This window comes from Methanolinea sp. (assembly GCA_016699325.1).
Lineage (GTDB): Archaea > Halobacteriota > Methanomicrobia > Methanomicrobiales > Methanospirillaceae > UBA9949.
Genome location: CP064971.1, coordinates 91,241 through 111,470, shown reverse-complemented (window position 1 = coordinate 111,470; position 20,230 = coordinate 91,241). Strand labels below are relative to the sequence as shown.

At 51.7% G+C, this 20,230-nt stretch carries 22 protein-coding genes and 1 pseudogene; 8 read left to right on the top strand and 15 right to left on the bottom strand.

Annotation, left to right across the window (positions count from 1 at the left end; genetic code table 11):
• Nucleotides 1-34: 34 nt before the first annotated feature.
• On the bottom strand, nt 35-985 hold the full coding sequence (locus tag IPI71_00585; GenBank protein QQR71066.1) for a hypothetical protein: 951 nt from the start codon (nt 983-985) through the stop codon (nt 35-37).
• 111 nt (nt 986-1,096) lie between these two features.
• On the opposite strand from IPI71_00585, the gene IPI71_00580 reads away from it, so the two are divergent.
• Together IPI71_00580 and IPI71_00575 are read left to right on the top strand one after the other, a co-directional pair.
• Entirely contained in the window at nt 1,097-1,918 is an 822-nt protein-coding gene (locus IPI71_00580) for a hypothetical protein (protein QQR71065.1), read from the top strand.
• Between the two features lie 60 nt (nt 1,919-1,978).
• A complete protein-coding gene (locus IPI71_00575; GenBank protein ID QQR71064.1) occupies nt 1,979-2,245 on the top strand; it encodes a hypothetical protein in 267 nt (88 codons plus the stop codon).
• 423 nt (nt 2,246-2,668) lie between these two features.
• On the opposite strand, the gene IPI71_00570 is transcribed toward IPI71_00575, so the two are convergent.
• From IPI71_00570 to IPI71_00560, 3 genes are all read right to left on the bottom strand, one after another.
• Nucleotides 2,669-3,154, bottom strand: a complete 486-nt coding sequence (locus tag IPI71_00570) for a winged helix-turn-helix transcriptional regulator (protein ID QQR71063.1) — start codon at nt 3,152-3,154, stop codon at nt 2,669-2,671.
• Nucleotides 3,155-3,263: 109 nt separating this feature from the next.
• Nucleotides 3,264-4,355 carry an IS256 family transposase gene (locus IPI71_00565; protein QQR71886.1) on the bottom strand — a complete coding sequence of 364 codons (1,092 nt, stop codon included), beginning with the start codon at nt 4,353-4,355 and terminating at the stop codon, nt 3,264-3,266.
• A 77-nt stretch (nt 4,356-4,432) separates the two neighbouring features.
• Nucleotides 4,433-4,927 carry a hypothetical protein gene (locus IPI71_00560; protein ID QQR71062.1) on the bottom strand — a complete coding sequence of 165 codons (495 nt, stop codon included), beginning with the start codon at nt 4,925-4,927 and terminating at the stop codon, nt 4,433-4,435.
• Between the two features lie 14 nt (nt 4,928-4,941).
• On the opposite strand from IPI71_00560, the gene IPI71_00555 reads away from it, so the two are divergent.
• Nucleotides 4,942-5,334, top strand: a complete 393-nt coding sequence (locus tag IPI71_00555) for an HIT family protein (GenBank protein ID QQR71061.1) — start codon at nt 4,942-4,944, stop codon at nt 5,332-5,334.
• 133 nt (nt 5,335-5,467) lie between these two features.
• On the opposite strand, the pseudogene IPI71_00550 reads toward IPI71_00555, so the two are convergent.
• A pseudogene (locus tag IPI71_00550) lies at nt 5,468-6,179 on the bottom strand (class I SAM-dependent methyltransferase).
• A 224-nt stretch (nt 6,180-6,403) separates the two neighbouring features.
• Between IPI71_00550 and IPI71_00545 the strand changes: the two are divergent.
• A complete protein-coding gene (locus IPI71_00545; GenBank protein ID QQR71060.1) occupies nt 6,404-6,943 on the top strand; it encodes a hypothetical protein in 540 nt (179 codons plus the stop codon).
• 92 nt (nt 6,944-7,035) lie between these two features.
• Here IPI71_00545 and IPI71_00540 read toward each other — a convergent pair whose 3' ends face one another.
• The 4 genes from IPI71_00540 to IPI71_00525 all read right to left on the bottom strand — a co-directional run bounded on the left by IPI71_00540 (nt 7,036) and on the right by IPI71_00525 (nt 8,849).
• The gene (locus IPI71_00540) at nt 7,036-7,506 is read right to left on the bottom strand and encodes a GyrI-like domain-containing protein (protein ID QQR71059.1); all 471 of its coding nucleotides are present in this window, start codon (nt 7,504-7,506) and stop codon (nt 7,036-7,038) included.
• 10 nt (nt 7,507-7,516) lie between these two features.
• On the bottom strand, nt 7,517-7,684 hold the full coding sequence (locus IPI71_00535) for a hypothetical protein (protein QQR71058.1): 168 nt from the start codon (nt 7,682-7,684) through the stop codon (nt 7,517-7,519).
• The gene (locus tag IPI71_00530; protein QQR71057.1) at nt 7,685-8,134 is read right to left on the bottom strand and encodes a hypothetical protein; all 450 of its coding nucleotides are present in this window, start codon (nt 8,132-8,134) and stop codon (nt 7,685-7,687) included. It abuts the gene before it with no gap.
• Nucleotides 8,135-8,315: 181 nt separating this feature from the next.
• Nucleotides 8,316-8,849 (bottom strand): hypothetical protein, encoded by a 534-nt coding sequence (locus tag IPI71_00525; GenBank protein ID QQR71056.1) that lies wholly within the window; start codon nt 8,847-8,849, stop codon nt 8,316-8,318.
• Nucleotides 8,850-9,807: 958 nt separating this feature from the next.
• On the opposite strand from IPI71_00525, the gene IPI71_00520 reads away from it, so the two are divergent.
• A complete protein-coding gene (locus IPI71_00520) occupies nt 9,808-11,217 on the top strand; it encodes an MFS transporter (protein QQR71055.1) in 1,410 nt (469 codons plus the stop codon).
• 447 nt (nt 11,218-11,664) lie between these two features.
• Here IPI71_00520 and IPI71_00515 read toward each other — a convergent pair whose 3' ends face one another.
• Nucleotides 11,665-12,567 (bottom strand): hypothetical protein, encoded by a 903-nt coding sequence (locus tag IPI71_00515; GenBank protein QQR71054.1) that lies wholly within the window; start codon nt 12,565-12,567, stop codon nt 11,665-11,667.
• 682 nt (nt 12,568-13,249) lie between these two features.
• On the opposite strand from IPI71_00515, the gene IPI71_00510 reads away from it, so the two are divergent.
• The gene (locus IPI71_00510) at nt 13,250-13,855 is read left to right on the top strand and encodes a class I SAM-dependent methyltransferase (GenBank protein ID QQR71053.1); all 606 of its coding nucleotides are present in this window, start codon (nt 13,250-13,252) and stop codon (nt 13,853-13,855) included.
• A complete protein-coding gene (locus IPI71_00505; protein QQR71052.1) occupies nt 13,852-14,301 on the top strand; it encodes a matrixin family metalloprotease in 450 nt (149 codons plus the stop codon). Before IPI71_00510 ends, IPI71_00505 begins: the two co-directional genes overlap by 4 nt.
• A gap of 278 nt (nt 14,302-14,579) precedes the next feature.
• Here IPI71_00505 and IPI71_00500 read toward each other — a convergent pair whose 3' ends face one another.
• The 5 genes from IPI71_00500 to IPI71_00480 all read right to left on the bottom strand — a co-directional run bounded on the left by IPI71_00500 (nt 14,580) and on the right by IPI71_00480 (nt 18,703).
• The gene (locus IPI71_00500) at nt 14,580-15,374 is read right to left on the bottom strand and encodes a transposase (protein QQR71051.1); all 795 of its coding nucleotides are present in this window, start codon (nt 15,372-15,374) and stop codon (nt 14,580-14,582) included.
• 156 nt (nt 15,375-15,530) lie between these two features.
• Nucleotides 15,531-15,926, bottom strand: a complete 396-nt coding sequence (locus IPI71_00495) for a hypothetical protein (GenBank protein ID QQR71050.1) — start codon at nt 15,924-15,926, stop codon at nt 15,531-15,533.
• 756 nt (nt 15,927-16,682) lie between these two features.
• Complete coding sequence (locus IPI71_00490) at nt 16,683-17,003, bottom strand: hypothetical protein (protein ID QQR71049.1); 321 nt, start codon at nt 17,001-17,003, stop codon at nt 16,683-16,685.
• A 165-nt stretch (nt 17,004-17,168) separates the two neighbouring features.
• A complete protein-coding gene (locus IPI71_00485; protein ID QQR71048.1) occupies nt 17,169-17,504 on the bottom strand; it encodes a hypothetical protein in 336 nt (111 codons plus the stop codon).
• Nucleotides 17,505-18,382: 878 nt separating this feature from the next.
• Nucleotides 18,383-18,703 (bottom strand): antibiotic biosynthesis monooxygenase, encoded by a 321-nt coding sequence (locus tag IPI71_00480; GenBank protein ID QQR71047.1) that lies wholly within the window; start codon nt 18,701-18,703, stop codon nt 18,383-18,385.
• Between the two features lie 602 nt (nt 18,704-19,305).
• Between IPI71_00480 and IPI71_00475 the strand changes: the two genes are divergently transcribed.
• A complete protein-coding gene (locus IPI71_00475; protein ID QQR71046.1) occupies nt 19,306-20,007 on the top strand; it encodes a hypothetical protein in 702 nt (233 codons plus the stop codon).
• Nucleotides 20,008-20,230 lie beyond the last annotated feature (223 nt).

Below are 20,230 nucleotides of genomic sequence, written 5' to 3'. Positions count from 1 at the left end.
CCTATTAAAAGAAAAATTAGGAAAAATTTTTGGGTCAGCGCGTCAGTGCGACAACACCCAGATCATTCCAGACTTGAGAGATAGGTGAGGCAACGGAGTACCTGCCGTGACCCCAATGTAACCCCCCCAAGAAACAATTTCCCCATTTGAAATAATAGACCGGCGCCCCACTGTCGCCTCCTGCACTCGGATAGTCGATATAGATCTGATCATGGAGTGTTCGTCCAAAGTAGGAATTGTAAAGACTCCCATATTCAATTACGGGTCCTGATACAGCCCCGGAAGTAATACCAGACATAGTGCAGGTGACGAATCCCGGGTCAATGACATACTTGATATCCCGTTGAATCGCTTCCGACTCAAATATACTTGCTCGAACGGAAGAAAATCGCACAAATGCTGAATCAGAATGCACTCCTCCGACCTTTGTGACGGATCCGGCCTGATTCGGAGATCCGGGTTGAAAAACCGAAGATCCAACTGGCTCCGCAATATGTCCTGCGGTCACGTACCCTAAATTGCCGGAAGTGTCCCGGGCAGCATAACCCAACGTGCCCTGTCCCAGCCCAGTGGATATCATAATCCCTCCGATCACTGGCCGCCAGGTTTCAGTTCTAGTTTTATCAAGGATTGGTATGATATCGGACATGAAGACAACCGATACAACATCTAAACCTTGGTTTTTTCCGATTGTTCGAATGTTAGATTCAATCTCATACATTGTTTCTTTTGAAATCGGTGTTTTCTCTTCAACGTGAACGACAATATCACCAAGATAATTATAACCGAGTCCAATAATCGGGCCTTTTGGATAATAGTACAGGTCCATGAACGATTCATCCGATTTGTGAACAATCGTTCGTAAATTACTGAAAAATTCCTGTTTCAAAATATCATCCGCAGGGATTACTGCTTTTCCACTTTGATGGATAAGATACGGCGAATAGTAAGGTGTAGATTCTCCTGTTATTTCATTATCGCCCAAATTATTTGCCGAGCACAACCCAACAAGGAGTATCAGAATCAGGAATCCGGATATTCCTTTATACCTGACTTCGCCAGAAGAAGGATGAGAAGGTAGTGTTTATATAATTTCATGCAAAAAAACACAGCCTTCTCATTAGGTAATATAGCATTAATCGATAAAATTGATTCGGAGACCAACTTTTTCGCATCAGTTCTTGGCGGAGTTGGTGGTCGAAGCAAGTCATTCATACCATCCGTAAAACCACTCATCAGCAACAAACTCAATCAATCGGTATCGATCAATAAGATTCTGGACTTTACCCCCGACGAACTTCTCAAGACACTGGGGTTTGAAGATACAATTTCAGACCGGAGTTTGTATCGGACTCTGGAACGACTGGGAGAAAGAAAGTCGATTGTTCTTGACCAGTTTCAACGCTGGATCTCCCAGCAGAGCCTCGTGGATCCAACCCAGTTCGTGGACTTCAGTTCGAGTTACTTTGAGGGGACAAAATGTCCGCTGGGGGAGTTAGGGTATTCCCGGGACAATCAGCCAGGGAAACTCCAGATCGCATTTGGGATCAGTGTCGGCCTCAATAACATACCGACGATGCTGACCATCCAGAAAGGAAATGTTCAGGATAAAAAGCATATGCAGATGCTGATCCGGTTATGCTCGAGCGTTCTTCCTGAAGGCAGTCTTCTGGTGTTTGACTGTGGAGGGAATACCCAGGATAACAAACGAAGGATCCGCGATCTGAAGTTCCATTATTTGACCCTGAAAGCAAAGAAGAAAGGACCATACCGGAACGAGATAACGATCTACCATGCCAGGAAAGAAAGCCAGGTTTCATTCGTTTCTGGCAACCGGGTCTATTCATGTGTCAAATATCGGGATGGCGAAGAAGTCCAGGTATATTTTTCTGTGACGACCTGGCCTGTGACCAGTTGACGAAGAAAGCAAGGAAACTTGAGAAAGACCTGGAGAAGGGGAAGGTTCTCACAAAGAAGGTTGAACGCGGAAAAGATCTCGGCCAGTATATCGCTCCTTGAGGGTTGGATCATCGCCCGTGGTCATCTCCAGAAGATCATTGGCGATATCCCCAACCCCTATGTAACCGGTCTTGAAGGTTTCTTCGTGCTTGAATCAACCATCGATGATGATCCCGAAAACATCCTGAATGCCTACAAGAATCGTGACCGTGCAGAGAAGTTCATCCGGGACCTCAAAGAAGGAGCCGAGCCCGGCCGATCCGGCACTGGTCCAAACACGCGGTGATCGGGTGCGTGTTGATCGTTTTCCTCACCAAAGTCCTGGTGAGTTTGACACAACTTTTCTGTAAAGATCCCGTCGTGAAAAATCTGAAAGTCCTCAAAAATTATCTCACGAATTTGACACTTACGATCATATACCCTTCTTTTGGGTATCCTGTCAAGATCATTTCCAACTTCTCCCCAGAAATACGCCCAATTCTTGGAGATTTTATCAAGAGATATGGTAGCCTGGAGGCGCCAAATCACTGGTAAATTGCTTCTGGCGAATTGGGTTAAGTCGTTTAAATTTGATGGAAGTACTGAAAAGTGGCGAAGTTAGGTTTATAGAATTGATTGAGTTTCATATGATACACCTGGATGATCCAACCATCCGTGAAAAAATAGATCCTGGATCATTTTCAGATTTACCAATATGTATAAAATATTTTTAATGGAAAGAAAAATTATTAAACCTGGGACTAACTTTCTTCAATATTATTATTATCCCGATGATCACTAACACTACCCCAACGATCATTTGAATATATAAATATGGATTCAATAAAGGGAAGAAAGATGCGGCGGTGAGTCTGGGTAAGGAAATGATGTTCACTATCAAGATCACTCCCACCGAATAGGATATCAATCCCGTTGCTATCATTAAAACAATGTGATCATTCTCATCAGGCTGAATCAGATGCTTTCCCTGTTCTGTCAGTTTATAATAAATCCAGACATTCCTCGTTTCTACTGGTATTACCAGATCGCTATCGATTAGTTTTTGCAAATGATAATAAGTGTTGGCTCTCGATAGAGACGTCATCGTTGCCAATTCACCTAGAGTTCGTTGCTGTACGTTCAACAATTTGAGAATATCGATCCTTGGGGAGGAAGAAAGACTGAATAAAACATCACGGTTGATAATAATTTTCATTTTGAATGTTTTTAAGTGATTAGGTTATTTAATTGTAACTGTTCAGCTATAAGTGGAACGTAATCAAAATCTAAATAGATTCCATTCCAAAATCGAATCGGTACCGTCCCTAATAAGCTGTAATTTCAGATCCTGTATCCGCAGAGGATATCTCACCCGCATCGGATAAATACCGTCTACTTGTGATCCACTCTTCATTGATATCCATGAGGATAGATCCCGCAATTCTTAATAATGAAGAATCATTAGGAAATGCCCCAATGGACCGATATCTACGTTTTAATTCTTTATTAACACGTTCGAGAAGATTGGTAGTGCGGATTCTTTTCCAGTGATCAATAGGAAAACTACGATAATTCAACACATCATACTGGAATCGTTCTATAGTGTCCGCAGCGCGGGAAAATCCTCGAGATTCGAGTTCAAGGATACATTCCTGGAGTCTTCGAGGATCATTCAACGCATCCTTCAGAATCGCGACTACGAACTTGTGATCTTTTCTCGGAACTTTCTTCAATACCGCCCTGATAAAATGCACCTGGCACATCTGCCAACTGCACCCATGGAACGAGCGTTGCGCGGCATTCTGGATACCTTTATGGCCATCTGATATGAGAAGATCAACTCTCCTCAGTCCACGATCCTTCAGGTCAGAGAACAGGTCTTCCCAGGTAAGTTCATCCTCACAGTCTGCAATCCTGGCACCCAGGATCTCCCGGACCCCGTCATTCCTGATGCCAGCAATCACGAGCAAGGCCTTATTCACATACCTTATTCCGTCTCTGACCTTGAAATACGAAGCATCCACGAAAAGGTAGGGGATATGTGATTCAACGGGACGTGAAAGAAATCCTATGACCTTTTCATCAAGTTCTTTCGCAATACTCGATACATATGAGGCTGAGATTTTTTCCACACCGAGAGTATAGATCACATTCTGGATCTTCCTTGTGGATACTCCCTGAAGATACGACTCAATTATCGCATTCTCCAATGCCTGCTCCACCCTTGAATATCGTTCAAATACCTGTGTCTTGAACGGGATATCCCGCAATAAGGGTTTATCGAGGGATAATGAGCCATATCGTGATTTGAGTGATCGAGACCTGGTCCCATTGCGATAGGTTCGCCTTGATCCTGTTCTCTCGTACCTACCGGCCCCGGCCAGCCACCCTACAAGGATATGCTTCAATTTGACCAGGGCTCCTCTCCATCTCGTTTCGCAACGCGTGAACGTTCTTGGGAGAAGATACCCGCCTGCATCCGCTGGATTTCGTGTCATAGACCATCGTTCCATTCGTCCCATCGGTTATAGGAGTGTAGGTGTTGTGCTGTTCGATGAAAACGCCAAAACCGAATCGATCTCTTTCCAGACTTCCTGATCGCATCGTATTGCGTGGCTGTTGCTGTCCATGGCATCGAACGGCCCATCAGCCGGATAGTGCCCTGAAGGTCGTGTCGACTCTCAACCGGTCCAGCAGACGCCTGTTCTGCCTCGGCGATTGCCGTGTGCCAGGTGCTACATCGTGCTGCATCGGTCGCGACGGCAAACACCTTCTCGACCAGGCACCTGATATCTATACTCTCCACAATTCCTGCCACCTGGTTCCCCATCAGGTGGTGGCTGCCGGTCAGAAAAAGAAAGGGGACCACATCAGTACCTGCCATGGCAAACGGAGCAATACCCTCACTTGATCCACCGTGCAGGTGATCCTGTTTCAACGTTTCAGCCAAGACCGCTGACCCGATGGATATGTTTTTCAGATAGTCCACTCCAACCCGGTTCCATGGACTGCGTGCTGTGTAAAGTAGCAAAAGGAGAGCTTCCCTCGTGGAAGATCTATGAAGACGAGTACTGCATCGGTGTCCTTGATGTGGCGCCCTGTGCGCCCGGCCACTGTCTTGTAGTGCCGAAAAAACATGTTGAGAAGTTTTACGACCTCCCGGACGATGACCTGGCCACCCTCTTCATTGCCGCAAAGACGATCGCCCGCAAGATCAAGGCGGCGTATTCACCAGACCATGTCTGCATGTTCATACGGGGCGGCAGGCTGCCCCATCTCCACGTGGCGCTGTTCCCCTCCACCGAAGGTGACGGGGTCAGCGGCTTTCCCCAGAGCAATTACCCAAAACATGTCGTAGACCTGGAGGCTTCGGCAGACCTGCTGCGCAGGGTTTGAGGCTTCCCGCAGCTGAACGGGCAGCAGGATAAAACCCGGATTCCAGGAGGACACAAAAAGCATCCTCACTGCAAGGGTTCTATAACCGGTGTGAACCCTGTTCCTTCCTGGCAACGAAAAAGGAATGGCCGTATTACCGTGAATGGGTGCGAAACATCTCGATCTCCTCCTCGAACGAGGAGAGGAGGGCCTGTTTCTCCTGGTCGGCGGGATATTGCGCTTTCAGGATTTTCAGCCGATCGGACAGGGGGATGTAGAAGTGATCCCACCATGCGGCGTCGGGAAGCCGGAAAGTGGAAAGGATCGCATACCCGGCATCCCGTAACACCCGCCGGGCTTCCTCGTAATGCACCATGGGAGGATACTGGTGTGCGAAGTACTCCCTGCACTCCTGCGTTGGCATGTGGGTAAACCAGACCAGCTCGGAGAGGGCCAGGTACCTTCCCGGTTCCAGGAGCCGCTTCCAGGACGAGAGCGCCTCCCGAAAGCCCATGACGAACGCCGAACCCTCCGCCCAGGTGAGGTCGAAGGACTCATGCCCGGAAGGGGAGGTCGTCTATCGATGCCCGGAGGGTGGCGATCCGGTTTTTCACTCCTGCTTTCTTTGCCCGCTCTTCGACATCATCGAGGAATGGTTGGTGGATGTCGTTGGCGGTGACGAATGAACCGGGAGAGAGACGGGCCAGTGCGATGGTCTGCATCCCGGAACCGCATCCAATATCGAGGATCCGGGGACGTTTCGGGAGGTCCGGGATGGTGCGGAAACCCCGGGCCGTGCATTCATCCAGGCCGGGTCCCTGCCGGGGTAATCCTTCGAATACGCTTTAAAAAAAAGTTTCAGGCATTTCGGGCATGAGAATACAGATACAGACTGATCGGATTTGTTTTTTTCAGTCATGGCCGATTCAGGGAGCGTCCGGTTGTGATCAACCAGGCTTTCACGGACGCCACCTGTCCCAGGGGTGATTTGATGAGGATGAAACTACCAGGATTAGGAGAGGTGGAAGTGCCGGGCACGTCCTCATGAGACGGTTCTGCCCGCTGCTCCAGCACACTGGGGTGAACGATGATGTCCACACGCACTGGAGGACGCAACTGCGAACGGGTTACAGAGGACCGGAACCGCGAAGAGCTGATCTTTGCCGTCCTGTCGCTGCCGGTCGAGTGCGACCACAGGGTGAAAATCCTGGTCGATGCCATCAATGATCTCCCCGATGTCTATACGTGCAGTTCGTGCGGGGGCCACCCGGACGAGGAAGACCGGGAGAACCCTGCGCCGGAAGGCTGCTTCTATATCCAGTTCATCGTCGAGCCGACAGAACCTGGTTTTCTCTCGCTCGGCATCATCGACCTGGCGGCACGGACCGTGGATCCGGAGTTGCTCGCCGTAAAGACCCTCAACACGACGAACTCCCCCCGGCTCGTCATATTCCATATCATCGGCCGGGGCGGGGTGGATCCGGACGCGGTTGCCCGGGAGATACGGGCCCTCTGCAGGGAGTGGAAGGTCTCGCTCCGGGGAGTCCACGAATACAAGCGGAACGAACGAAGACAGAAGGCGCTGGAGAGGATCCGGGGATCCGCCGGGGAAGGTGCTGTTCTCCGGTGAAGGGCAAGACGGCTCCCACCGGATGTTATTTTACCTCCTGTTTTTTTATCGTGAATGTTCTCCCTTGCTCCTCATCCGGTGCGTCCCTTCGGTCACTGCACCGGCACCAGGATCTCGGTCAGGATATCTTCTGGTTTCACTTCCCCGGGGTCGTTCTGGTAGACCTCGCGGAGAGGGCCAGCTATCTGGAGGTTGTGGCTCTCAATCCAGGAAAAGAGGGCGAGGTAGGTGGGTTCGCAGGTCTCATAGGGCCCCCTGTGCACGGCCCGCACCATCTTTCCTCCCGGGATGGTGTAGACCTCGATATCTCCGCTGCCGTTAACCGTGCCCGAGACCGGCCAGACGACCTCAACGAGCGCAGTTCCTTTCTCGTTTGCCTCCTTCACGCGCTCCGGACTGGTTTCATGGCAGATGAAGGTCGGCATCCCGGCAAAGGCAATCCGGTTCCCGGTGATGTACCTGGCGAGTTGCATGAGGAGTTCGGGGATCAGCGTGTATCTCCCGGTCTTCCTGATCCCCACCACCTGCTGCGGCGGAACCGTAACAATGGCAATATCTTCCATGTCCGTTCACTCAGATGCCAGGGTATTTAAGGATAGGGACCAGGCGAAGCGATACCTGTCCGTGGGCGCTCTCTTTCCGGCTGCATAGCACGGACTCCACGCATTTCCGTTCTCCTCCCCGGTCGCTGGTGGTTGGCCACCTCTCTGCTGTGTATCCCTGGCAGGAGTGTCTCGCCATTCACAATCTGCCGGGCCGGAGAGAGATATCGCGTTCGAGATCGCCTTCCGCCCTCAGCTCTTCCAGGTACTTCTCGATGACCCTGACCAGGATCTCACGCTCCGGTTTGCTTTCCGGGTATTCGGTGTTCCAGCGCCGCCAGTACGGCCTCTTGTGGGCGATCTTGTACTTGACTCCCTGCATGACCGTCCCGTAGGTATCCTGGTCCAGCTTCCGGACCCGTTGGTGGGCGAGGATGAACCAGTGGTACTGGGTCCCGGGGAGAGCTCCTGACCCTTGCGGTGCCTTCCGTACCCTCTTCTTCTCGCAGCGGAAGGAGAAGACCCAGCGGTCCGGGGCCACCTTCTCCTCGTGCCACACGCCATTGGGGTACTCCCAGTCATGGGTGCCGCCGATGGGCATGCCCGAATAGACCTTTCCCTCGAAGGTCTTCATATCATCAAATGCCACAGGACATCCTCCGTTTTCCCTCATCAATTCCTTTCCGGGAATGGGGGGTGAAAGTGAAACCGAGAACCGGGGGATGGTTCACCATCACCCACCGATGGACTCTCTCCGGCCCGGCAGATCGTGAGCAGGGAGATAACACTCACCTGTGCCTGTACCCGGTGAGCCTCCCTGCAGTGCAGCATCACCTGAGAGCCTGTAGGATCTCTTCGGGTACGATGAGGTCGAACAGCCGGTGGATCTCGGCCCGGGCACCGTCAAACCATTCCACGATGCCGTCCCCGGAGATAAACCTGGCCGGTCCCTCCGTGTGCACGGTGAATGCCAGGGTCCATCCCGGTTTTCCAGGCCGGTCAGGGATCGAACAGACGGACCCTGCCGTGCCAGGGATCCGAGTGCCGATGAGTATAACCTCCTCCGGTGTCGTTGAGCAATTGTATATCCCGGAGAGGAGCTGTGCGATATCTTCTGTCCCTGGCAGGGTCTTGCCCTCACCGGCAGGTAACAGGTCGGTATACCTGAGCATGCACCCTGTAACCAGGGAGATGTCCCCGGCACCGGTAACCATCTCCCGGATCCTCTCCCTGATAACAGGCCACCCCGGATAGGGCGCCGGGACTGCCAGGGTAAATGATAGAGCACCGGGCCGGCAGGTGCAGCGGCAGAACACCTCTTCGACCGGAGAGCGGGAAAAGGAATGGGGCGGAGGATGGTCCATGCAAAGGAAGATACCAGGCGGGTTCTTCTTCTACCTTTCTGTTCGTGGTCCCCGGTGCCTGCCTGACAGCGATCCTGGCAAGGGAGAAAAAGGCCAGGAACCCGGGGTCAGACCTCCTCTGTCATGAACTCCTGGTCGTGACTAAAAGACCTGTGGTATCCTGTCGCATGACACGATGGTCGGAACCCGGCAGTGACCAGGAAGGCCATGTTGCACCTTTTCCTCTTCCCTGCAAGCGGTGCAGCTGCCGGAGTGTCGTTCCTGGCACAAAAAGGGTTACATCCGAAAAGCAATGTCCCTTGATGGCATTCCAAAGAAAGCAGGAGCAGAGGCAGGATAAAGGGGCAAGGTCGCAGCCGGTACAGGCAAATGCTCTGTTAGTCCTTCGTTGGCTTTCTAAGAAGGGAGGTGCAGAGGTGACCAAGCGCCTCAAGAGCGTCCTCATCCTGCATTTTAGAGATGTCAACACAGGCCAACGAAGATCACTCAATGCAAGAGAGGTTGTTACGCTTATGTGCACTTACTGTTCACCTGAATTTTTGATATGGTGTCATAATTTCTATCGATGGTGCCGATCATCACTTTGATCCTTCGGACAGGGTTTTGATATCGTAGTTAGTTGATACCTCTGGTCCTATAGCAGCCCTCATTCTGGGCACCATAACCCTTGACTTAGTTCTCCGCATTTTGCCACGCCGTTCGGAATTGATCATCGGGATTTCCAACTGCTGTGCACCCAACAGCAAGAATCGTCGCAATTAGAATGACAAGAAACAATACCTGGATTTGCTTCATGAACTCTAGAATCGGCCCCTCTTTTAAGAAGAATTAACTTTCCGCGCAGACAAGGCGTCCTGTAATGTGGATCCGAAAGATGGCCGGTGGGATTTTCACCGTTATTGTGGCATAACCCGTAATTTCGGAAACATTAGATAGAGACAGGACACAACCTCCCTCCATGGAGCGGCAGCAGAAGATCGTCCTCTCCGTCCTTGTACTTGGCACCATGATGGGGGCGCTGGACAGCACCATCGTCATCCTGGCCTTTCCCGTCATCGCGGAGAAGCTCAATGCAGATCTTCTCACCACCATGTGGATCATCCTTATTTACCTGCTGGTGGTGGCGGTCCTCACCGTGCAACTCGGGAGGCTCGGCGATATATTCGGCCGGCCCCGCATGTTCAACCTTGGTTTTGGCATCTTCACCGCAGGCTCGTTCCTCTGCGGGATATCCCCGACCATCAACATGCTGATCCTCTTTCGCGGGGTCCAGGCCCTGGGCGGGGCATTCATGGAGTCGAACTCCGGGGCGATCATCGCCGACATTTTCCCGCCCAATTCGCGCGGTGCCGCGTTTGGGTACAACTCCATGGGCTGGACAATCGGAGCGATGTTTGGCATCGTGCTTGGAGGAGTCATCACCACGTTCTTCGGGTGGGAATACATCTTCTTCATGAACATCCCCATCGGCATTGTCGCCCTTTACCTCGGCCTGCGTTACATCAAGGTCACTACCCGGATCCGGGCCTCACTCGATATTGCGGGGATGGTTCTCCTTGGGGCAGCCCTCACGCTCATCTCCTTTGGAGCGGTCGATTTTGCAGGGTACGGGCTTTCCCTGCGGGCGGTTGCACTCGCCGTGATGGGTATTATCCTTATCCCGGTCTTCATCCGCCATGAACTGCACACCGAGGCCCCGATGATCGATTTCGCGAGCCTGAGCAGGCATATCCTCAAATACAGCCTCCTGGCAGCATTTTTCCAGAGCCTTGGGTATATCGCGATGGTATTTCTCATCATCATGTATCTCCAGGGGATACGCGGGCTCTCCCCCCTCGATGCCGCCCTCCTGCTCACGCCAGGTTATATCGTGGGAAGCGTGCTTGGCCCTTACATGGGAAAACTCTCGGACCGCATCGGAGCACGGTTCATCGCCACCGGCGGGACAATGGTGATCTCTGCAGCCATCCTCATTTACATGACACTCCAGGTCGATACTTCCCTTTACGTTGTCCTCATTGCCTCGTTCGTGTCAGGGGTGGGCACCTCGATGTTCTACCCGGCGAACAACAGCGCCATAATGGCTAATGCACGGGAGGAAGATTACGGGAGCGTATCCGGGACGCTCCGGATGGTGCAGAACACCGGGATCCTCGGCAGTTACGTGGTTGCCATCTCGGTTGCCTCTGCCTCAATCCCCCGCGAACTCGCATTCGAGGTCTTCGTTGGCACGTCTGTACTCGTGGGGCACGTGACCGATGCTTTCATCAAGGGGATCGATGCAGCGCTCCTGGTCGCTCTCATCCTCCTCATCCTCGCGGGGGCGATGTCCTGGTCCCGCGGGTCGGAGCAGAGAGGTTCTGTTTAAGCGTGCCGGGCACTGGGTAGGGCCGGGGTCATAAACAGGAAGGACGAGTTCTTCTCTTTCATATACAGTGTTCGTGTTATCTGTCACCGTTGTGGCTACGAGTGGACGTGGCATGGGATGAAAGGTGGAAACCTAACTTCGCCACTTTTCAGTACTTCCATCAAATTTAAACGACTTAACCCAATTCGCCAGAAGCAATTTACCAGTGATTTGGCGCCTCCAGGCTACCATATCTCTTGATAAAATCTCCAAGAATTGGGCGTATTTCTGGGGAGAAGTTGGAAATGATCTTGACAGGATACCCAAAAGAAGGGTATATGATCGTAAGTGTCAAATTCGTGAGATAATTTTTGAGGACTTTCAGATTTTTCACGACGGGATCTTTACAGAAAAGTTGTGTCAAACTCACCAGGACTTTGGTGAGGAAAACGATCAACACGCACCCGATCACCGCGTGTTTGGACCAGTGCCGGATCGGCCGGGCTCGGCTCCTTCTTTGAGGTCCCGGATGAACTTCTCTGCACGGTCACGATTCTTGTAGGCATTCAGGATGTTTTCGGGATCATCATCGATGGTTGATTCAAGCACGAAGAAACCTTCAAGACCGGTTACATAGGGGTTGGGGATATCGCCAATGATCTTCTGGAGATGACCACGGGCGATGATCCAACCCTCAGGAGCGATATACTGGCCGAGATCTTTTCCGCGTTCAACCTTCTTTGTGAGAACCTTCCCCTTCTCCAGGTCTTTCTCAAGTTTCCTTGCTTTCTTCGTCAACTGGTCACAGGCCAGGTAGTCACAGAAAAATATGTACCGGACTTCTTCGCCATCCCGATATTTGACACATGAATAGACCCGGTTGCCAGAAACGAATGAAACCTGGCTTTCTTTCCTGGCATGGTAGATCGTTATCTCGTTCCGGTATGGTCCTTTCTTCTTTGCTTTCAGGGTCAAATAATGGAACTTCAGATCGCGGATCCTTCGTTTGTTATCCTGGGTATTCCCTCCACAGTCAAACACCAGAAGACTGCCTTCAGGAAGAACGCTCGAGCATAACCGGATCAGCATCTGCATATGCTTTTTATCCTGAACATTTCCTTTCTGGATGGTCAGCATCGTCGGTATGTTATTGAGGCCGACACTGATCCCAAATGCGATCTGGAGTTTCCCTGGCTGATTGTCCCGGGAATACCCTAACTCCCCCAGCGGACATTTTGTCCCCTCAAAGTAACTCGAACTGAAGTCCACGAACTGGGTTGGATCCACGAGGCTCTGCTGGGAGATCCAGCGTTGAAACTGGTCAAGAACAATCGACTTTCTTTCTCCCAGTCGTTCCAGAGTCCGATACAAACTCCGGTCTGAAATTGTATCTTCAAACCCCAGTGTCTTGAGAAGTTCGTCGGGGTAAAGTCCAGAATCTTATTGATCGATACCGATTGATTGAGTTTGTTGCTGATGAGAAGCTTTACGGATGGTATGAATGACTTGCTTCGACCACCAACTCCGCCAAGAACTGATGCGAAAAAGTTGGTCTCCGAATCAATTTTATCGATTAATGCTATATTACCTAATGAGAAGGCTGTGTTTTTTTGCATGAAATTATATAAACACTACCTTCTCATCCTTCTTCTGGCGAAGTCAGGTGGAAAGAGTACTGCCTGAAGCATGCTCACGAAATCCGGTCAGGACCTGGTGTCCCTGGTGCCGGGCAGCGATTCGCCTTGATAAACATCTGCCGCAGTAAAGGCAGATCTGCCCGGTGTTCTGCGATCAGGGACTTATCAATGGTGGGAAATCATGGTTCTGCCGGCGTGTTTTCCAATTTGGACGCTGATCACCTGTCCCGGGGAGACCCTACAGTCCCTGCATACTGAAAGACGGTGTCACTGGCGCTGTAAAAGTGCTCACTTTCGGCAGAATAAAAATGCCCAGCTGACGACCTTCACAATTTTCCCCCGCCATTGACACGATCGGTTCAGTGGAGGGGGGATGCAAAACGGATAAGAGTGTTGAAAGGCTACCCGGTGCTAGCATGCCCACTGCGGCCAAACCCCCGGACAACCGCCCGCACCATGTCTTCCCTGCCTCCCGGGCCAGGCACCTCGATACCCGCTCCCGGCGAATCCTGTACCAGCCCGGCCGGCTTGCAAGGCGCTACGTGCAACCCGGCGACCGCGTCCTCGACTTTGGATGCGGGCCGGGTTTCTTCACCCGCGAGTTTGCAAAAAGAGTCGGCGATACCGGAATGGTCATCGCCGTGGATCTCCAGGAAGATATGCTCCGCACCCTGAAGGAACGGATGGAGGAAGAGGGGCTCATGCACCGGGTCATGACCCACCGGTGTGCGCCGGAAACTATCGGCCTTCCCCAGGAGATGAACGGGACAATCGATGTTGCGTTTGCAATCTTCGTAGTACACGAAGCCCCGGACCCCCGGAACGTGTTCCGGGAGATCGCATTGCTGCTGGCCCCGAAAGGCCGGTTGTTCTACTCCGAACCCCCGGTAATCGTTACGGGAAAGGAATTCCAGGTAAACCTCACCGAAGCGGAGCGTGCGGGGTTTACCGTGCTGGAACGGCGGTTCTTTTTCGTAAACCGTGCCGCCCTCCTGCAGAAGATCGCTTCGGGTTCGCTATGAAGTTGATCAGGGTCGCACTCATCGCCTTTGGCGAAGTCGATCCTGCCCCTTGTTCGTGGCTGATGGAGGATATCCCTGAAATCCTTTTTACCAGAGTGGAGGAATGCTCCTCTATGCCGCTCTCCCCCCGGCATTTTTACCCGGAACGACACCAGTACCTGGCAGACGGGCTCCTTTCCGACCTCCCTTGGCCAGGGGATTCAGGGGCAGACCTATCCCTGGGCATTACAGGGGCAGACCTCTTCTCAGGCAGGATGAATTGCGTGTTCGGTATCGCCTGCACCGGGCGGGCGCTCATCTCGACCTTCCGGCTCCGCCCGGAATGGTATGGGGATTCCCCAAACCCGAAGGTGTACCGGTGGAGGGTCCTCACCGAGGCGGTTCATGAACTTGGCCATGCCCTGGGCCTTTCCCACTGCGAATATCCCGGATGTGTAATGTACTAGCCCCCTATCGGGATTACCATTCAGCCAAGGCCTGTAATTTCTTCTTTGAGCGAAATCCGCTTAAAATAATCATCCCGGCTAAAAGTACATCAATACAAACGAATTTGACAACAGAGCTCCGTGAATATCTGTGCAATCTCTGAAGAGAGAGCGCATCTTTGACCAATTTAAAGAAATCTTCGATCAAAGAGCGAATACCGAGATAGTCAGTCCACTGATTCAGTTCACATTTTAGCCTGGCAAGAAGAGTCTCATATTCTCGCTTGATCTTTTCCCCATCATGTCGGGGAATACACAGAAAGCGGATAACACATTTTACTGAACGCTTTCTCAATTTTGAAGTTACTTCGTGGGAATATGAGCGGGACGATCTTATAGTTCAACACACCAAGTTGATAATTTTTTGAAGAAAAATAGCCTTTATCGAAAATAATCATGTCACCATTCCGAATGATTCTCCTTCTCCTCAATTCGTTCATAATCTCTACAAAGAGAGCAGAATCATGTGGTGAACCTGGATGAAGGAGCACACAAAGCGGTAACAATGTTGGGTATTCGATCACGAGGGTCAATTTGTAACCGAGATAATATCCCCGCGTATTGGAAAAGCCCCACCGGTAATCTTTCTTTAACAGATCCTTTTTTCTGAACTTTCTCCTGAAAACATTGAGATCCAGAGTGATAGCAGATCCATCAACAATCATTTTCCTGTGGTTCCTCCTGGATGGGCGTGTGCACATGGAATTCAGGATATCAGAGATCAGCAAGACTAATTGATCGTCCTTCATTTTGCTGATAAATTGATAGATGACAGCGGCAGAGGGAACCTGTGCCACATGCGCAAAACTTCGTAATGCGCTTCGTTTTGTGAGTTCTTCCAGAAGATAGGTGATATCTACCGAGAAATACATCGAAATGAAAAGGATACGGAATATTGTTCCTGCTTTCTCGACTGGCACAACGCCATGCCGTGCCATGGCCTGCTTGACCACACGGGACCTTGTCATGTTCATGATCTGTTCGAGGAGTAACCATTTTGGGTCTTCGGGATCTACTATGATGGGAGTGTTCATTTGTGTTCAAATATGAATGCTCCCTTGAGTACGATCAATTTTACGGTTTAATCTTGCTCATTTCTGTATTTTAGTCGATTATTAACTGTACTTTTTGTCGGGGAGCGCATTTATCCTCTGATTCTGAATATTAATGCTAATTTAGCGCTGGATCCATCAGGATCTCAAAAGGGGGTTAATCATTTTCCTGTGGTTCCTCCTGGATGGGCGTGTGCACATGGAATTCAGGATATCAGAGATCAGCAAGACTAATTGATCGTCCTTCATTTTGCTGATAAATTGATAGATGACAGCGGCAGAGGGAACCTGTGCCACATGCGCAAAACTTCGTAATGCGCTTCGTTTTGTGAGTTCTTCCAGAAGATAGGTGATATCTACCGAGAAATACATCGAAATGAAAAGGATACGGAATATTGTTCCTGCTTTCTCGACTGGCACAACGCCATGCCGTGCCATGGCCTGCTTGACCACACGGGACCTTGTCATGTTCATGATCTGTTCGAGGAGTAACCATTTTGGGTCTTCGGGATCTACTATGATGGGAGTGTTCATTTGTGTTCAAATATGAATGCTCCCTTGAGTACGATCAATTTTACGGTTTAATCTTGCTCATTTCTGTATTTTAGTCGATTATTAACTGTACTTTTTGTCGGGGAGCGCATTTATCCTCTGATTCTGAATATTAATGCTAATTTAGCGCTGGATCCATCAGGATCTCAAAAGGGGGTTATGTAATGTACTTCTCAAACTGGATCGGGGACACCGACCGGAAAGGCCCGGAATTCTGTTACCGGTGCAGGAGACGGATGGAATGGGTGGTTGGTGAAAAAGGAGTGGGAGAGGAATGATCTTCCAGGGAAGGACACTACACCACTTCGATACCTGCATATCCGGTCTCCTATCCACACACTGAAGTAATGAAAACAGCATCACTCCTTTCACTGGGGCGTCCTCCCCATCGTCAGCCTCCACAACCGTTCAGATTTTAAAAGTGCCCGCAATACCCGTTTTTTGACGAAACGGGGTCACTCAACAATCGAATTTGAGTTTTATCCCATCAGAAACAGGCGGGTTATCTCCCACCACTCCTGCCTTGTGAAACGAAGAAGAAGGGTATGAAGAAAAAAGTCACACTCGCATCGGGCGTAATCATCTCCTGCCCTTACTCATTTTATATAACCTTTTCCCGGCATATTTTGGGCAGGTGGGTTTGGTCATATTTTCCCGTTTAAATCCTTATTGGATTTTGGGGATAAATGGCACCATATCCCGGAATGAAAACGGATTCTTAAAAAATACGAGATGATTTCATCCCTGCTGCTGGCTTTGTGCGATGATCGCCTCGGAATTATCGAGAAGCCCGGCAAGGTATTCTTCCACCCATTGAACACCGTGATATTCCTCAAACGGGCGGTATTTCCCAGTGATCATGTCCCCTTCCTTCTCAAATTTCAGGAGCCCGACAGGTGATCCGCCACGCTGAACCAGTTGGTTCAGTTCTTCCAGCGGTTGCCTGCCGGTGCTGAACACAAACTTTGTTTCCGTCTCGAATCCCACGACAATGGCCATCAGCCAGGCCGTCTTTGCCTCGGCAAGCATCTCGTTCACCAGATCAGTGGTATTTCTCATGGCTCGATCGCTACCTGATAGTTGTGCATCGCATAAATAGGCAGGGGATCCGGATGTCCTGGAACGGATACGCGCCCGATCCGGGTGCGATAACGGTGGATACCAGCACGACAATCCGATCTTTTGCTGAATGAAGCGGTCCTCGCCTCTGCCGCCCCGTAACGGTCAGCGTATCACTTTCACCATCCATGCAGCCCTGGTTTTTCCCTTCATGCGGAGATCGGAAGTACTGTCAGCCGTTCCGAACAGATCAGCGGGTGACAGGAAAGGACACTCTCCGGTATGAGGGCTGTACGGCGGCCCCCATTTCCGGGAGCAGGGAGGGTGGCGATGGATGAAACCAGCATACGGGTGACCTGTCCCCGATGCGGCAGCGAGCGGACCTACATGGGAACGAAGCTTGCCCTCATCGGGAGATCCAGGAGACCCGTTCGTATTAAGTGCCTGCAGTGTCGAGCAACTATCAGGATCGACAATAAAGCCCGGAGGAGTGCCGGACATGGGATTTATTGAGTGGGTAAGAGGAGTGTTCAACCCGAAAACAGCTCGCCGGTCTGGAAGGAACCGTCGGACGAAGGATGAAGCGGAAGAGGAGATCGAGGAATTGGTGGCACTGGACATCGTCTGACTGCGGCAGAAGCAGTTACGATGAGCTGGAGATCGACTCCCGATCAGGTAGCCAGAGTCCGCCCTACAACCACGAGACTTCCGCCAGGGCAGCAATGGCCTGGGCTCTGCCACCACGAGGAAACCGGAAAAAAAGGTCTTTGTCACTCACCCACCTCCGACCATGGTTCACGGATGGAACCTTGCAGGGGGCTGGCAACCAGGCGATGCTGAAACGCCGGCTCCCAACCGCACACCGGTTGGCAGGGTGCGTCATCTGTTCGTACGAAGAGGAAGTTGATAGAAGAAGATCAGGTCATTCACTGAGTCGTCGAGTGAGACAGCACCATATGATATAGAACGTTCCAAGAAGAGGCATCGGCAAAGAATCGGGAACCGCCCATCCGGTTCATCGGATGTTGCAAGGCATACTCCAGGACATGCCCATGCCTTTAACGGAGCGACATGCAAGGGAAGTAAATTGGGGAACGAACAGTGAAAGCGCGACCTGTCAAAGGCGAAATGTGCTATGAAGATCTGTTGTTATCGTGAAAAACGACAGAATACCTGTGCCGAGTGCCCGGAATACTGAGGACGTCGCCGCAGCAAGGGCATTTGCGCGGAATCTCCACGATGCGAACAGATCCAGACGTTTTACTCCAAAAAAGGATACACACCGAAAATACAGGGAATCGGTTGAATTTATTCGGAAGAGAGGCTATCCGGCAGCTCTCCGGTGGGATGACCCGGGGCTGATGCTTTTAAACCCCCCCCTACCGTTTTACGTGCGTTACTTCGATCATGGTGCCTGGTTCGATCCCTTCGCAGAGATCTTTGAGTTCGGCAACAGCCGCAATATACTTCGAAGACTGTCGCCATTCAGCAATGCTTTTGGGAGAATCCCATGGTGCAAAGGAGATGAATTCATTACTGCGTTCCTGGTCGCGGACCATATAGACCCATCGGATACCCTTGTAGTGATTGAGGGTCCATTGTGCAAATTTCTGCCATTTTTCCAAAAAAAAGTCTTCCAGACCCGGTTTTACAGTCCAATACCCGAAGTCAAACGTTACTCCTTCCTGAATCATGAACATCACCGAAAGGATGAGGGACTACCCCGGTATAAATCTTTTACCCACCCGGCAGGGAGAATGATGCACGGGGCAAGACACCGTTTGCGATGCGTGCCAGGACCCCGGCATCGCCCCAAAACCCTGATCTCTGGTTCCCGTGCAAATGCCCGTGCTGCGGCGATGCCCTCCACATTCGGTCGTCCCCTGTTTGTTCCCACCGAAGAGCTCCAGGGGGCTCCAGGTGCCCCACCCATTGCAGGAAAACTCGCCGCCGCATCATCTTCCCGGCACCCTGTTCACCCGGGGCATTAAAAACAGAGATCCACGGATGGGTTCTTCACCAGCTGGTGGTAGATACGCTTGGGCGTGCCCGTGTGGTAATAGGAACCCGGCCTGTCCGCAAACCACATTGCAAATGCCCTGGCACGCGGCTGGTCGCCATCGGCTGTCGCGATGAAAGTTACCCCGGGTTCTCGTTGGCAAACCGGATACATTCCTGGAGATCCATAGGTGTACAAAAACAGGTATCCCTCAATATCGTTGTGTAACACTGGGCCGGAATAGTTGCCCGGCCTGCTATCCCACGCTCGATTTTATCTTACTTTCCATGGCAAATATCATCCATGAACGGGCTCCTTGTCCGGGTCGGCATAGATTCCACATCGGGCGGCTGGAATGCCCCCATCGACCCCCGCTCGGGAAGGTTCGTCTACGTCCCCATCCCCGAAGAACCACTGCTCATCCGGGACGGCCTGTGCCGGGACTTCGATGAGCTTATCCCTGCTCTGCAGGACTTCGGGATCACCCTCCCACCCCATCTTCTGGGGAGACCCATGCACCTTGACCCTGACTTCAAGTACCTCACCTTTGGCGACCGCTACCCCCGCAACATCCCGCTGCAGGCATTGGTCCCCGGGGACTTCATCATCTTTTACGCGGGGATGCGATCGATCTGGCCGGAAGACCGGGAGCTGGTTTATGCACTGATCGGGTTCTACGAGGTCGATGAAGTGCTCTCCGCCGCATCCGTGCCTCCCGAACGGTGGAACGAGAATGCCCATACCCGGCGTAAGGGCAATCCCCGCGACATCATCGTGCGCGCCCGGCCAGGGCGGTCCGGGAGGCTGGCACGGTGTATCCCCATCGGCGAATACCGGGACAGGGCATACAGGGTCCGGCAGGATATCCTCGCTGCATGGGGCGGGCTGACGGTCCGGGACGGCTACCTCCAGCGGAGTGGAAGGTTGCCGGCAATGCAGGATCCCCTACGCTTTCTCAGATGGTTTGCATCGTTCGGCATCCCCCTCGTCCGGGAGAATTTCTGACGAGAGCCCGCCCGCCCGGGTTGAGATCCCGGGTTGGGATTTATTTATCGACAGGTTGCGGTACGGTCCAGGACCCTGTAACTTTGGGAACCTTACCCTGGACTGACCTGGCCCCCCACCGCCACTCCGGTATCGGTATTCACTCTGCCGTGCATTCATGATGAGCAGGATCCGGGACTGCCACTAAAAGGGTTGTTCCTCAACTGCCGGGCATGGGTGATGC